This is a genomic window from Wolbachia endosymbiont of Mansonella perstans, assembly GCF_020278605.1.
Taxonomy (GTDB): Bacteria; Pseudomonadota; Alphaproteobacteria; order Rickettsiales; family Anaplasmataceae; genus Wolbachia.
On sequence record NZ_JACZHU010000020.1, the window covers coordinates 1 to 14,250 of the forward strand.

At 35.6% G+C, this 14,250-nt stretch carries 15 protein-coding genes, 1 tRNA gene and 2 pseudogenes; 8 read left to right on the top strand and 10 right to left on the bottom strand.

Annotated features, from left to right (window positions below; all coding sequences use genetic code 11):
* Nucleotides 1–165: 165 nt before the first annotated feature.
* From tsaB to IHO13_RS01940, 8 genes and pseudogenes are all read right to left on the bottom strand, one after another.
* A complete protein-coding gene (gene tsaB, locus IHO13_RS01905) occupies nucleotides 166–783 on the bottom strand; it encodes a tRNA (adenosine(37)-N6)-threonylcarbamoyltransferase complex dimerization subunit type 1 TsaB (RefSeq protein ID WP_225538022.1) in 618 nt (205 codons plus the stop codon).
* Nucleotides 783–1,905: pseudogene (locus IHO13_RS01910) on the bottom strand (cation:dicarboxylate symporter family transporter). The gene tsaB and the pseudogene IHO13_RS01910 overlap by 1 nt, the downstream one beginning before the upstream one ends.
* 97 nt (nucleotides 1,906–2,002) lie before the next feature.
* Nucleotides 2,003–3,177: pseudogene (locus IHO13_RS01915) on the bottom strand (porin).
* 74 nt (nucleotides 3,178–3,251) lie between these two features.
* The gene (locus tag IHO13_RS01920) at nucleotides 3,252–4,058 is read right to left on the bottom strand and encodes a nucleotidyl cyclase domain-containing protein (RefSeq protein ID WP_225538023.1); all 807 of its coding nucleotides are present in this window, start codon (nucleotides 4,056–4,058) and stop codon (nucleotides 3,252–3,254) included.
* Nucleotides 4,059–4,563: 505 nt separating this feature from the next.
* The gene (locus tag IHO13_RS01925; RefSeq protein WP_225538024.1) at nucleotides 4,564–4,740 is read right to left on the bottom strand and encodes a hypothetical protein; all 177 of its coding nucleotides are present in this window, start codon (nucleotides 4,738–4,740) and stop codon (nucleotides 4,564–4,566) included.
* 335 nt (nucleotides 4,741–5,075) lie between these two features.
* Nucleotides 5,076–5,258 carry a lipase family protein gene (locus IHO13_RS05865; RefSeq protein WP_368666869.1) on the bottom strand — a complete coding sequence of 61 codons (183 nt, stop codon included), beginning with the start codon at nucleotides 5,256–5,258 and terminating at the stop codon, nucleotides 5,076–5,078.
* Nucleotides 5,222–5,461: an alpha/beta hydrolase family protein gene (locus IHO13_RS01935; RefSeq protein ID WP_225538026.1), complete on the bottom strand. Its 240-nt coding sequence runs from the start codon at nucleotides 5,459–5,461 to the stop codon at nucleotides 5,222–5,224. The genes IHO13_RS05865 and IHO13_RS01935 overlap by 37 nt, the downstream gene beginning before the upstream one ends.
* A 37-nt stretch (nucleotides 5,462–5,498) precedes the next feature.
* On the bottom strand, nucleotides 5,499–5,711 hold the full coding sequence (locus IHO13_RS01940; protein WP_225538027.1) for a hypothetical protein: 213 nt from the start codon (nucleotides 5,709–5,711) through the stop codon (nucleotides 5,499–5,501).
* Nucleotides 5,712–6,093: 382 nt separating this feature from the next.
* Here IHO13_RS01940 and IHO13_RS01945 point away from each other — a divergent pair, with 382 nt between their 5' ends.
* The 6 genes from IHO13_RS01945 to IHO13_RS01970 all read left to right on the top strand — a co-directional run bounded on the left by IHO13_RS01945 (nucleotide 6,094) and on the right by IHO13_RS01970 (nucleotide 11,083).
* Nucleotides 6,094–8,571 carry a WD0745 family porin gene (locus IHO13_RS01945; RefSeq protein WP_225538028.1) on the top strand — a complete coding sequence of 826 codons (2,478 nt, stop codon included), beginning with the start codon at nucleotides 6,094–6,096 and terminating at the stop codon, nucleotides 8,569–8,571.
* A gap of 422 nt (nucleotides 8,572–8,993) precedes the next feature.
* The gene (locus tag IHO13_RS01950; RefSeq protein ID WP_225538029.1) at nucleotides 8,994–9,164 is read left to right on the top strand and encodes a hypothetical protein; all 171 of its coding nucleotides are present in this window, start codon (nucleotides 8,994–8,996) and stop codon (nucleotides 9,162–9,164) included.
* A 29-nt stretch (nucleotides 9,165–9,193) separates the two neighbouring features.
* Nucleotides 9,194–9,835, top strand: a complete 642-nt coding sequence (locus IHO13_RS01955) for a DUF2163 domain-containing protein (RefSeq protein WP_255586066.1) — start codon at nucleotides 9,194–9,196, stop codon at nucleotides 9,833–9,835.
* 3 nt (nucleotides 9,836–9,838) lie between these two features.
* Nucleotides 9,839–9,925, top strand: a tRNA-Ser gene (locus IHO13_RS01960).
* Between the two features lie 26 nt (nucleotides 9,926–9,951).
* Nucleotides 9,952–10,581: a ferredoxin reductase domain-containing protein gene (locus tag IHO13_RS01965; RefSeq protein WP_225538030.1), complete on the top strand. Its 630-nt coding sequence runs from the start codon at nucleotides 9,952–9,954 to the stop codon at nucleotides 10,579–10,581.
* Nucleotides 10,565–11,083, top strand: a complete 519-nt coding sequence (locus IHO13_RS01970) for a 5-formyltetrahydrofolate cyclo-ligase (RefSeq protein ID WP_225538031.1) — start codon at nucleotides 10,565–10,567, stop codon at nucleotides 11,081–11,083. The genes IHO13_RS01965 and IHO13_RS01970 overlap by 17 nt, the downstream gene beginning before the upstream one ends.
* A 362-nt stretch (nucleotides 11,084–11,445) precedes the next feature.
* Here IHO13_RS01970 and IHO13_RS05870 read toward each other — a convergent pair whose 3' ends face one another.
* Together IHO13_RS05870 and IHO13_RS05875 are read right to left on the bottom strand one after the other, a co-directional pair.
* On the bottom strand, nucleotides 11,446–11,610 hold the full coding sequence (locus IHO13_RS05870) for a Fic family protein (RefSeq protein WP_225538036.1): 165 nt from the start codon (nucleotides 11,608–11,610) through the stop codon (nucleotides 11,446–11,448).
* A gap of 349 nt (nucleotides 11,611–11,959) precedes the next feature.
* On the bottom strand, nucleotides 11,960–12,037 hold the full coding sequence (locus IHO13_RS05875) for a Fic/DOC family N-terminal domain-containing protein (RefSeq protein WP_225538037.1): 78 nt from the start codon (nucleotides 12,035–12,037) through the stop codon (nucleotides 11,960–11,962).
* A 372-nt stretch (nucleotides 12,038–12,409) separates the two neighbouring features.
* Here IHO13_RS05875 and era point away from each other — a divergent pair, with 372 nt between their 5' ends.
* Both era and IHO13_RS01990 read left to right on the top strand, forming a co-directional pair.
* Nucleotides 12,410–13,294 (top strand): GTPase Era, encoded by an 885-nt coding sequence (gene era / locus IHO13_RS01985; protein WP_225538032.1) that lies wholly within the window; start codon nucleotides 12,410–12,412, stop codon nucleotides 13,292–13,294.
* Nucleotides 13,287–14,105, top strand: a complete 819-nt coding sequence (locus IHO13_RS01990; RefSeq protein ID WP_225538033.1) for a 3'-5' exonuclease — start codon at nucleotides 13,287–13,289, stop codon at nucleotides 14,103–14,105. The genes era and IHO13_RS01990 overlap by 8 nt, the downstream gene beginning before the upstream one ends.
* The last annotated feature ends 145 nt before the right edge of the window (nucleotides 14,106–14,250 follow it).

Here is a 14,250-nt window from a genome sequence, read left to right on the forward strand (position 1 = left end):
TAGCATGAGTAGTATTATAGAGAAATTTAGGACTCGTAATTTATTTATACCGCCGAATGCCATAGAAATAGAAAATTCAAATATGAGTATAAAAGAAGTAGCGAAGAAATAACAAACCAGATGTACAGACTTAGTCAAATCGGTAGAGTTTATGCAAAAGGGTAATTATAATAATTTCATATACTGAGGCTCGTTTAAATATAGAGCGTTGGCCCCATTTAATTTTTGTTTATTTTCTAGCCTATAACGGGCCAATAGTCCTGCATGGCTAGCATTTAACTCTGGTAAATTGCAATCCACATATGTAATGCAGTTATTGTCTGTTGTTCCAGTACCTATCACACACTGGGATCCGGCAGCCGCAACTGGCTCTGACAGCGGCAATAAATTGAAATCAAATAACTGAGTATAAAACCCTTGAGCATTTTTGATTATAGCTCTGATATTTTTTTTACTGTTTGCACAAAGCAAGGATATTGCATACGCCTGCACTTCCAGTGCATTAACTCCGTACAACGGCTTATTCGTAGCAAGATTTATGCCTCTTGCAGCCGATATACCAACTCTAATTCCAGTAAAACTTCCTGGTCCAATCACTACAACTAAATGGCCTATTTTATCGTAGCTGTAATTGTGCTTATTGAACAGAGTGTTCAAAATTTGAAAAAATGTTTCTGCGTGACTATTACTGGTGGAATTGCGCTCTACAAAACAATTGCCATCATGGTCAATTATTGCTATTGAGCTACCAGCACCTACAGTATCAATCGCTAAAATGGACATTACCTAAGCTTATCATAGAGTTTTATAAACATTATAGTAAAAGCACCATTACCCATAACATTTGCTGAAGTTATTATTGGATCAAACACTACATATAATGCCGCAATTAACGAGAGCATTTCTGGAGAGAATTTAAAATACCTTTCAAGAACAGGCAGCACTACTACAATTCCTCCTGCCGGAGCTGCAGCGATAGCAAACTTAAATAACAAAAAATAAAGAAGGAAAGTTACATAGTCTGTCGTGGATAATGCATAACCGGAAGTTATTACCACCGATAATATTATAATAAAAAAGCAATCACCTACTAAATGAAAGCCGGAAGTCATTATTATAACAGACGATGCTACATCAGGTTGTTTTACATTTTTTTTACTCCCTTCAAGAGTAAGTGGCATAGTTGCACTGCTAGATATTGTACTCATTGCAGTAATAAATGCTGGTATCATATTGCTTATACTAGTTATCCAGTTTGTAATCTTAAACGAATTTGCTGCTCCGTATAAGAGAAAAACATAAAAGTAAGTTACAGATATTATAATAACAAAAATTATTGAGCAATCTTTGAATATTATAGATAGAACCTGATCATGTTGCATTTTTAAAGCAAGCCCAAGTACGAATACTGGAATAACTGGCATCAAAAAGACTTTTAGAACAAACGAAGTTAAGCCCGACATTTTGCGCGAGAGCTCTTTACTCTTTTTGGGCAGCAGAACAGACACTATTAAGCTGGATATAAATTCATAAGCAAGAGCATGAAAGTTAGAAAGGAGTAGCGGCAGCTTAAACGACCACAAAGGAGCAATTGTTTCTTCATATGTTATATCTTGTATTGAATAAGTGTTTTGCACGAGAAAATGACCAATCGAATAAGCAATTAAACTTGAAACTAGATTCGATAAGAAAATCATTATGGCAAGTAATAGTATAAACTTTATAGCCGACAGCTTAAAATCGTTAATACTGCTGAAGATTAACGTAAAGACAATATAAAGGCATTGTAAATAGCAAAATTTCTTTGATACTTAAGCTCACTGAACACAAAAAGATTTTTGCTTCTATTGGAACTAAATAACCAAAAAATACAACTGAAGCAATAATAGTGAGTAAGATTAGCAGTTATAGCATATTTTAATATAGCAATATTACATGGAAATAATGCAGTGAGTTATTTTTCAAGTAAAACAAAACTACCTAAACTGCTGTAATGCATTTATCAAAAACTCAACTTCAACCCAGCCAATAATATGTAACCTAAGTTGTTTTTGGACTCTTCGATGGGCTCTTCGGCATTAAATTTTACAATATTGAAATAGTATGAAGTGCCTATGATAAAGAGAGCTTTCAAGACCTAAAGCATATGATGTAATTTGTTTATATCTTCGCCTACAATATTCCGACCATTACTAAAATATGTTAAGCTCAATTTGTGAGAATCAGATCGGTAAGCGACACCTGCATCCGTATAATACGTATTAGTCGTTTCAGGACTATATATCTTGCCCGATTTACCACCATTACCATGTGAGAAAATGCAGTTAAGATCGAAAAGTTTCAGGTTTAAACCAAAATTCCAGTGTAGTAACTGGTTACAGCACCCATAACTTTCAGAGGTTCCATCTGAGCAATCGGTTGAATTTTCCCTTGCAAATTCACCAGTTAAAGCAGCAATAAAATTTATATCGTCCGACAAACTATTTTTATAGGAAAAGCCAGCAGCAACTAGATTGCTATAATACAAGTTATTCTTCCCTGGAACATAACTAAGCCAAAGTTAAAAGTTATAAATCTCAGGGGAGGTATAGCTTATTTCTGGTTGCTTTAATTTCATCTCTAGTCCATCATAATTATTATAAATATTGGGTTTAACTCAAAAAAGACTTTGTCTTTATCGTACCCAATACCAATGCCCTTCTTTTCATCGTTAAGGAGATTTATATAGTTTACCCAACAACCATTTACTCTTCCAGCAGCCATGTAAATTTTGAAGTATTGATCAGCATACTTTGACTGACTAAACTTCTTTTTCCATACTCAATTGACTAATCCCCCGGTTTTTTATGATAAAATACTATTCTTTCATGCCTAGTTTTTCTATGTCTAACGCCTTTAGGTTTGCGATACCAGAAACTCCTGCCTTAATTAAACCTCATTTGAGTATTTGGATAAACTTGCTGTAAATTTAAAGAAAGCGCAAGTATGAATAACTTAAAATCTTGTCTTTAGGCCTAATATTGAAAGAATCTTTGTTAAAAGCGTAGCCAAACCTCAAATCTATTTTCCGTCCAGTTCTGAATAAAATATTCCCTTATCCAAAATTACCCTAGCGTTAGCACCATTTTGCGAGAATAATAACGAAAGCAGTGCTACCATGCAACATCTCAACTTCATAAATAAACTTAAATTTTTATAAAAGTTTAAGTTTAAATCCAATATAGGCAAAAGAAACTTTTTTACATAAAATATCAGATTTTATACTGTGTAGCTAGTTTTTGAGCTATACTTCCATAAATTACTGATACACGGGGTAGTTTTTGTTTTAATAGCTGCTTATTGATAGCAGAATGTATACGATCAATTACTTTAGGTGTGTCTTCTGTATTACAGTTAAATAAAATAAAGAGCACTTTATTTTCGCCAATATACCCTAAAAAGTCATCACTACGGCAATTTTTGTGAAAGTGCTCTATAACAACTTTCAGTGCGTCGTTCGTCTCCTCACAGTTACTATCGAAATCAATAACTCCCACAGCTATACTAATTTGATGTCGCAGAGCAAAATTTGATATAGCACGCAGCTCTAGAATAGAGGACTCATTGTCTGGTATATCAAATAAGTCATGGTTTTTGTACTTTTTACCCATTAGATATTCATCCCTAAATATTCCTAGCTTATGAAGTAGGCTGATGTTGCGTATCAACAGCTCATAATTAATCTTGTCATTAGTGAATTGCATGGTGCGGAAAACCTTCACTTTTGTCTTGATATCCTCTCCTCTAGAGTCAATTAAAGAAAAACCTATTACTTTAGGCAATATGTCAAGTAAATCATATCCATCCTCGGCATACTCTAAATAATTTCTCACATCTTCAGCTACTCTTGCACTTAAAATATTGATTAATGGCTTATTGAGTAAACTCTCTTTCCCATATTTTAACAAATTCCTTGCAGCCTGATTGAGCCCTGAAATTAATACAGTTTTTCTCCTATTATCCTGACAAACAGATATCACAGCATCATCTTTCCTTCTTGCAGTTATAAAATCTTCCATGCTTTCATTCTATACAGCATATTTAATAAGTATAATCAGATTATATTAAAACTTATTTATCTTTAATATTCTTAATCAGATATAACAGAAGTAGCTTAACGCTATGGTGCCTGTAGCTAGTTGCTTTTAGGTGGTAATAAAGGTGGAATAGCTTTTGTCACTTCAGTGCATGACACACAACTATACGAACATTGTAATTCAAGCCTATCAGGAGGATATCATTCAAGTAGCCCTTTTTTTCATCATCCCTTTCTTGCTATCCCAGTGCCTCCTTCTACTGTCATATCATCACCCTCTTTTTGTCATCTCAGCGCGTGGACGCTAGGATCCATAGCCCTTCTGTCCGATAGCTATATGCTGTTGGTATCCAGTTATTACAAGACCATCCTTTGTCTTGTTTTGATTATTATAAGAAGGGTATATAAAGAGTTAATGGAGCATTGTTCCATTAACCAGCTGCTACGAGTCTATTATGGCAGGGAAAAGTCTTTATGTGACTCAACCTTTACTTGTCCAAGGAAGGGTTCTCGTATTTACCTTCCACTTGCTTAGTCTTAGAAGGATTTTCACACTTACTTTTCACTTCTTCAAAAAAACTTGATTGAACAAAAGCATACCCTACTAAGTTAGCAGCGTAGTATTGAACACTACCTAAAACCGCGGAGTTAATTCGTTCTAGCATTCTCGAAGGATAGTAAAGTAAAGAGAAACGTCGTTGTTTGATCGGAATTCCCTTTCATCTGTTCTATAAATAACTTCATGATAACCATCTATTTTATGAACGGCATATCCTTCCGGCACTGATACTTTCAATTATGCACCCAAGTGGCATAACCAAACTAACCAGGCGATACTGCTGGCACTGGATCTTGCCTATGTTGAGTTGCTCTTAGTTGTTTCCTGAAGAGCGTCATTGCAGATCTTACTAGCAGTAAGATTAAAAACCCCGGATCACTGAAAGTTGCAACACAAATATCTTCAGCCCCTTCTGTTTTGTTGAAACATAAAGCAGCTATTCTAGCAACATCCCCCCATACTATGACCTGTGAGATTAATTTTAAAATCTTTAATTCCTAACCCTTGCTCTTCAGCATGAGATTTAAAAATACCATAAAGATTAGGCAATGAATCTGTAAATGCGTTGTAAAAGCCATAATGAATTCTTACACCTTCAGATAAAAGCTCTGAGGCAGTAAAAATGCATTTGCATCAGTTATTATGTCATCAAAGTCTTTAGTACCACGATAGGCTATAGTTATTTCCCTATCTTTTGCAAAAACAAAACCAGCACACTTTCTACTACTGTAATAAAATGAAATAGTACTATAACCCTCCTTAATAAATTCAGCTTTAGTTTTATACCCTCCGTTAGATAATATCGGGTCGTTATTACCATAGGTCATCTTAGAGAAAGTGCACATCTCCAATAATTTCCCTTTATTAAACCTGCAATTTCTGCATCACTCTCACCTGTTTGATCAGGCAAAGAATGTACTTCTTTGGGTTACGAGGATTTATAAATTCATAATCTTCAAAGATCTCAAATTCATTGTCATATTCTTCTACCCTATTATCGTTGCCTGGTACTGAACTTACGTTGCTTGTACTGGTGTTTGTGATACCAAACCAATTGCATAAGAAATTAAAATCCATATAAAACACCTCAATTTATCATAGCTTTATTAACTATACTAATAAATCTATACTGTTGTCAATAGTTATTTTAATATTTTAATAAATATTGAAATATCTTATAAAGTCTTTTTATTGTTAACTATATTTATTATTTTATCATGGAAAAATTTTACTTCCGCAGAGTAAATAATAGAGTTACAATGCAGGTAACAGGTAAAAGATATCAACCTCTGTGCTAAGTTTTAGTTAATATGCACGCTAGGGGTATTAAATAAAGTTGTTTTTAAGGTGTTGCATTTTACTTTTGTTTCAGCTATAAGGTTGCTTTAAGTTGAACTTTCAACATTTTTGTACTGTTTACGTTTAAGATAATGATTTTGAAATTTTTTGGGGGCACTTCATGAAACAATCTATCTATACTAGAACTACTCTAGCTTCTTTATTGACTTTATGTTCTTTTGGCGGTTTTTCTGCTGACTTTTCTGATGAAAGTATAAAAAAGCAAGAGAGCACAGTAACTTCTGGGAAAATGGAAGTTATGAAAACATCAAATAAAAAACTAAAAGAGAAAATGGACAGGATATGTAATGCTGATCCAAAAAAGAAAGCTGAAGAGCTTAAGAAAAAAGAGGAACTGAAGCTAGCTAGCAAGGAACAAGCAAAACAGGCAAGGGGTTCAAAAGCAAAAACTCTTAATGTTAAGAACTCTAATATAGAAAGTTCAAAAACTAAGAATTCTAAAACTCAGAAAGCTGAAATTGAGGTTAAAGCTGTTAACAAAAACATAGAGGAAAAAGGCAAAGCCAGTCCTGTTGTCCCAGTTGGCGGCGTTGATATTGTTGATACCAACCGAGGAGCAAATGGTTTGAGAATTACTTTCGGTGGTATTATTGATGCCCAAGGTTATGGTAAAGCAGGGACAGATAGCGAAGATTATAAAAGCTATAACATTAAGACAGGCAAGTCTGTTAATTATTATAATGCTTCTGAAGAACAAATAAAAGGAGCGAATTCATTATTTCCTGGAGGAATAGGAAACATCGGTGATTATAGCGAAAACATGGGTATGATTGCAGATGCAATATTGCACTTAAGAGCTGAAAACAAAAATGAAGATTTGGGTCTTCTCTATGGCGGTGATGTGCAATTCCACGTTCCGGTTACTGAAGGCAAAGCAGCTTCACAAGGTGTGAATGCGGCAAGAGGAAGAAGTGCACATGTGTTTTTGAATTCAAAATATGGTGACTTAAAACTTGGCTATCAGTTTGGTCCTGAGGCTCTAATGAGAGTTGATGCGACAAGAATTGCAACTGTTGACGGAGCTGCAGATAGTGAATGGTTTAGAAAAATGAACTTAGAAGGAAGCGCTGCAACGTTTCCATTTTATGTAACACCACGTCTTTATACTGAAAGCTTCTCAAGTGAAAGCGAAAGGCTCTCTTTCCGCATGGCTGGAAAGTACAACAAAGGTGTTATGACTACACTACCGTTTAGAATCGCTTACTACTCACCAAGCTATATGGGTGCAAGGTTTGGCATTAGCTACTCACCTCGCTATAAGAGTAGTCTGTTTAGTGTTAGTGAAGGATCTAGCGCTATCGACTTTGATTCAGGCATTGAGAACGTTGCTGATGAATTCATAAAAGCTGGTAATCTTTCTTATGCAGGAAGAGAAGATTTAACAGATGCTATAAAAGCAGTAGTTGATCCTGCAGTAGTTAATGCCACGGGTGCAACTGTTGCTGAAAAATGGACTGCAATTGATAAAGCTGCTACAGACTTATTTAATAACATAAAACAACCTGATGCTGGTAGTGTTACTACTGAAATAGCTAAGAACAAGGCTGTTAGAGGAATGGTGTCAGGACTTACCATTGACCCTACAGATGTGGGTACAATTAGTGCATTAGCAGCCACTGATAGAAGGTATGCTAATAAAGATACTTTTAGAACTGCTTTAGTAAATAAAATTGGTGATGACTATTTCAAAAACCCTGATACAGGAAAAGAAGACCTTAAAGGAGCAAGAGCAGCAGTAAATGCTGTAATAAAAGAAGCGGTGGAAGGTTTAATATCAGACTCAAATAAGGACAGGGTAAATACTAAGAAAAGACAAGATATAAAAAATAGAGTAAAAGAAATATACGGTAATGCTATTTTACTTGATGCCATAAAAAATGGTCCTCATGGTAACTCAGCTATCAAGCACGTTGGTCCAGATTATGAGCATATAATAAGCGCTGGGGCATCATATGAATATGACTTTAGTCAGCATAATATAAAAGTCAAAACTTCTGCGGTTGGTGAATATGGTCACGCAAAAAAACCGGATAGCGCCAAGTATGCTTATAAGGAATTTGTAGAATATAATGATCTGATGGGTGTTAACTTTGGCATCAGCGCTGACTACAAGATTAATGAAGATCAAGGCATAAAACTTGCTACCTCCTTTGCATGTTTGGGCAAATCTGGTCAACCAAAGGCTATTAAAGAGCTGAAGGGGACTAGCTATGATAAACTCTCTGATACTGACAAAAGAATGGAAGGGCTAGGAGCTCGGTTTGATGGAGATGATAAAAACACCATGCATTGGACTGCAGGTGCTGGTTATCAATATGAGAGCTTCTATACGAGCTTAACATACTTTGGTAGTAAAATGAGTGATGGAGGTAAGCTCCATGATATTGCACTTGGTGTTCAGTACGACCTCTCTCCTGCTTCCAGTAAGAGCAAATTTGTTCCTTATGCAGCCCTTCATTACTTTATTGCTGATGAGAAGCAAGTCGACAGTTATAAGATTACAAAGAAGGGTAGTGATGAAGTAGTACCTTATAACAAAGGAGTTCTCTTCCTCACTGGCATGAAGTTTTCTTTCTAGTTGGCAATAATACATGCCACGGTTGTGGTGTGTACCTTGTCTGTTAGTGTTTGTTTATTGATCAGATGAACATAAGGCATTATTTCAGTGTGTAACAAATTCTATGGAAACTTGTTTTAATTCACACAACAAGTAATGTCATCCCAGTGCGTGATGCACGGCTAGTATAAACGTTTGTTTTAATTCACATAACAGGTGGTGTCATCCCAGTGTGCCCCGACACTGGGATCCAGCATTTCCATAATCATTAAAAACGTCGTATTTTAACATAAAACAGCTACTTTTATACTCACCAACTAATAAAATTCCCAGATGCCAGTGTCACGTACTAGAATGACACCTTATCGGATAATGGGTAAAACTGGAATAATCGCTTATCTATCTGCCGTTTTTAAATTCAATCAATTGAATAGAAGGCAACTATGCAAACCACGTTAAAAAACCATTTAGTTGGAGAGTTACTTACCATTGCTTACATGCTGGAAATTAATGCTTGCAGATGGAAAAGTGAGGGATTCACTGATTACGATGAGGATTTGAGTATCGATAATATACTCTATAAGCTTCAAGTAGATTTACAGCTAGTAGCATAATATTAAACAGCGACTTAAAGACTGATAATCTGGAAATTGAGGGAATATTAAATAGCGATGACATTAAAGAAGAAGAGGTCTTGTCAGGAAAGTACGACTTTGCAAACATTGAGATATTTCTCATGAACTACAAGGATTTGAGCCAGGGAAGGGTGAATATATATTCAGGGATTTTTAACAAAATAACATTAAATAGTGGGAGGTTTATCGTTGAAATTAGAGGGCTCGCGGCAAAGCTTGAGAGGAGCATAGCAAAATTATATTCCCTTGTGTGCAAAGCACAATTTTGCGATGGTAGGTGTAAAGCCGATGCTAAAAAGCTCAGTAGAATAAGCACAATTACTAAAGTAATAGACACAAGAAGATTCGAAGACACTAATTTTGTCGAGAACGATGGATATTATAAGCACGGATTAGTAAAATTCTCTGATTCAGCAACACACTCAGCATTTGAAGCTATAGTGAAGGAACACAGAAATAAAGTAGTTACATTGTTTACTTCGCCTCCATATCAAATTTCTGCTGGAGATAAATATTTAATATTCGTAGGTTGCGATAAAACATTTTCAACTTGTAAAAACAAATTCTACAATATTATAAATTTCCGTGGTGAACCATATGTACCTGGTTTTGAATTTGCTTGGCAGCACAGTTTTCAATATCATAAGTAGTGTGGAAAGGTGGCTGAGTGGTCTAAAGCACACGCTTGGAAAGCGTGCACATATGAAAATATGTCGGGGGTTCGAATCCCCCCTTTTCCGTGTCGTATGCATGCGAGAACAAAAACATGAAAAACATAATGCTAATTGGTGGTGGAGTTGGAAATGCAGTATTGTTTTCAATAGGAAAAGCTTGTCTTGAAAATAATAATAGAGTTTTATACTTTGCTGGCTATAGGAAATTAAATGATGTATTTAAACAAGCACTGATAGAGCGTGCATCAAGTACAGTGGTTTGGGCATGTGAAGAAGGATTGATAGAAACAAACAGGGATCAAGACAAATCTTTTCATGGTAATGTAGTTGGCGCAATAATCTCTTATCAAAGGGGAATATTAGGCGATACCACGATTAATTTAGACGCTATAGACAAAATTATTACTATCGGTTCTGATAAAATGATGAAGGCCGTAAATGAAGCGAGAAAAAAGATTTTAAGGCCATATTTGAAATCTAGCCACATGGCAATATCGTCAGTTAATTCGCCTATGCAGTGCATGATGAAAGAAATCTGCGCTCAGTGTGTGCAGCGGCATATAAATACGAAAACAGGAGAAGAGAATTATGTGTATAGTTGCAGCAATCAAGACCAGGATATGGAGTTTGTTGACTTTGATTTTCTAAGTGAGCGCTTGAAACAAAACAGTTTACAAGAAAAGCTCACTGCAAAATGGATAGACTATGTTCAAAAACATTAAACAACAAAAAGAGGAAATAAGAGAGCAATATAGGGCTATAAGAAAAAATATTGATAAGAACTATTCCAGTTATGCAACAAATTCTCTTGTTAATCTTTTCAATCAGAGCTTAAATTGCATTAGAGGCAAAATAATTGCAGCTTATATTCCAATTGATGGGGAAATAAATGTTGTACCCTTGATGCATAACTTGCTCGATTTAGGTTATAGAGTGGCAATTCCTGATGAAAACAAGCTGCTGAGGTTTAAAGAATGGAAAAAAACAGGTAAAAATATAGTTCCCGATACGATTATCACTCCAGTTATTGCTTTTGATAATCATCTTAATAGATTGGGTTTTGGTGGTGGTTGGTATGATGCGGCAATAAAAGAACTCCGGCCACTTGGCAAAATATTTATAGGTGTAGCTTATGAAAAACAATATTGTGGAAATCTGCTAATAGAAGAGCACGACCAAAAATTAGATATTACAATCACCGAGACACGTGTTAGGTGTAGGTAGTGGCTCTTCTAAAATCTTCAAAATATCAGTTGCACAGTAAACCCTATCTCCCTTTCCCTCAAAAGTTTGTGAAACAATGTTTAAATCTTCAAGCTTCATGACTGCCCTTTGGGTTGTATAAATGCAACGCTAGGTTTTCAACTATTCTCTTTATAGTAAAGTAAGGGTTTACAGCTAAATATCTTATAATATCACTCGCAACTCTTTCGGTTTTAGGACTTTGCTAACTCGTAATTAAATTGTTAATTTGTTCTACCCTCGATAATACGTCCAACGATTGCAACGCTACACTATTTAAGAAATAAAAGAACCAATCATGCCACGTACCTTTGCTGCTTATATTGTAAAGTTGTATATATTATTCACTTTGTGTAGTTTCGAAGAATGCGCTTAAATATAACAAAAGGCGATGATAATAACTTTCTTTCGATAAGGAGTAATGTTATGAGTAGACGTCCAATATGCCCATTGCCTTCCAAGAACTGGTGAATTGCCTCAAATTGATAATGGCATAAAGCTATGCGTATGAGTAGGAGTGTGTCCTATTATGTAGAAACTTTTCAAAAGAGTGCAGACAATCTATCAACCCACCTGGTGTTGGTGGAGCGTATTTTGCTGAGTTTATTGTATACCCTAGAACTCCAATCCAGTTCTGCACAAGGTGAAATTTCCCTAGAGTTGCATGAGAACTCTTACACCTTGTATAAGCTTTCCGTGAATTTCTTAATCAACTGAAGCAACAGTGGAAAGGACTGTAAACGTTTGAGTCCATAATTAAGCGCTGATATATAATTGTGCACTTCTTGTAAATCATCGGGGTTGCGATCTACATTAGCACCTGCTTTTCTTGGAGCCAAAACTTTCACCGAGAATTGCTTAGGTCCCCTCGATTCTACTTGAAAGGACTGCTTCACGTGCTATAAAGGGTCGTATGAGGAAATGAGGATTAGGCAATTGAGCTCTTTCCCTGGAATAGCATACCCAAAATATGATCTTCTCTAGAGAGACTATCGGCTACATCACTGTCCCATCCAAATTTTGGTGGCAAAGGATTGGATATAAATACCTGATAACCAGCGAGTGCATTAACGACCTTACCTGATGGTGATTTAATATCTATCTATTCAGCTCCAACATACCATTTTTTATGGTATATATTATTTTCAAAAAAGTCAAAAACGAAAATAAAGCTTATCTTAACGGTGATAGATTTCTTGCATTATGGTAAGAAATCTCAAAAGCAAGCTATGAAAGAGATCTAATGATGTGGTAGATGTCATTTAAGTAGCTTGACACTAGAACCCAGTTTTCTTTACAATCCCCTTCGTGAAAGAAAAAAAATGCTTATTTGTAACTATAGCCGGTTTACCAAATGCTGGGAAGTCTACTCTGATTAACAGCATTATAGGCAAGAAGATTGCAATTGTTACTCCCAAAGTGCAGACAACGAGGACACAAATAAGGGGTATTGCAATATGCAATGACACACAAATTATTTTTACTGATTCTCCGGGAATATTTTCGGCAGAAACGAAACTTGAGAAAACTCTAGTCAAATCTGCATGGTCAGCAATCAAGGGTGATGACATTACTTTGTTGTTGGTTGATACGAGCAATTATTTAAAAAATATAGAGAGAATCAGAACTATATTTGTGCAGCTGCAGCGCACAAAAGGCAGATGCATTTTGGTTATCAATAAGATTGATCTGATGAAAAAACCTGAGTTAAAGATGGCGTATGAACATCTGAATTTACTTTATAGGTTTGAAAGGATTTTTACAATATCGGCGTTAAGGAGCGATGGACTTCCTGATTTGATCAGTTATTTATCTGAAGTTGCACCAGTGAGTCCTTGGTTTTATAGAAAAGGTCAAATAACCGATTCCTCGACGAATTTCTTATCAGCGGAAATTACGAGAGAAAAATTATTCTTGAATTTACGTGAAGAATTGCCATATTCTATAGCTGTCATAACTGAACAAATTCAGGAGAAAAAAGATAAGAGTTTAATCATAAAACAGGTCATATTTGTGCTGAGGGATAGCCATAAGAAAATAGTACTAGGAAAAGATGGCAGTAATATTAAAAAAATTTGCATCGAGTCACGTGTTGAGCTGGAGAAGTTATTCGAGTGTAAAGTTCACCTGTTCTTATTCGTGAAAGTGCGGTATTGGACTGACCGCCCTGAGGAGTATATAAGCGATGCTTAATTCTTTATTGGTATTTGATATTGAGACTATACCAGATATAAACTCCTGCAAAAATTTATTCAATACCCTTGATAATAGTAGTGTAGAAGAGAAAAGGGACGCGTTAACAAAATATTACCTCGAGATAACAAACGGACAAAACCCTTTTCTTCGTCAGCCTTTCCACCAAATTATAGTTATCAGTTTTTTACTCTGCAATATAAGTTGCAGAAATGGTTACGAGGTGTTCACACTACAGGAAATTAGGTCTGGCGGTACACTAAATTCTAGTGAAAAAGAGCTAGTGAAGGGGTTTTTCAATTATATGTCAGAAAAAAGGCCAAGGTTAGTCTCATTTAATGGACGTACTTTTGATATACCAGTGTTGAAGTACCGTGCTATGGTTCATGGCATTCAAGCAGAATATTTTCATAAAGCTGGTGATAAGTGGAATAGCTATAATCAAAGATACAGTAGTGATTGGCATTGCGATTTACTTGAATCCCTTTCTGATTTTGGAGCCTCCGCGAGAGTAAAAATGAACGAAGTTTGTGCAGCACTTAATCTCCCTGGTAAAATTGGAGTTGATGGATCGCAAGTCATGGGTTTATACGATAACGGCAAGATGCAAGAGATTCGAGAATACTGTGAAACAGACGTAATTAACACTTATTTGATTTACTTGAGATTTGCGCACCATCAAGGAAGAATCACTACCGAGAGCTACAACAAAAGTGTGGAAGAGTTACTTTTAGAATGCGAAAAAAAAGCACATCTGAAAAATTTTAGAGGAGAATGGGAAATAACTTGTGGCGGAAAGTTTTATATTTGAATCTAGAGGCGTCAAGCACTGGAATTATACCTCTAGTGTTATCCAAGTATCGTCTACTTGGATGACACCCTCCTGGTAGGCTCAAATCATTAATGTTCATATAGCTGCAACCCTATAGGTACCTTCTTTTATTCACTGCAGATAT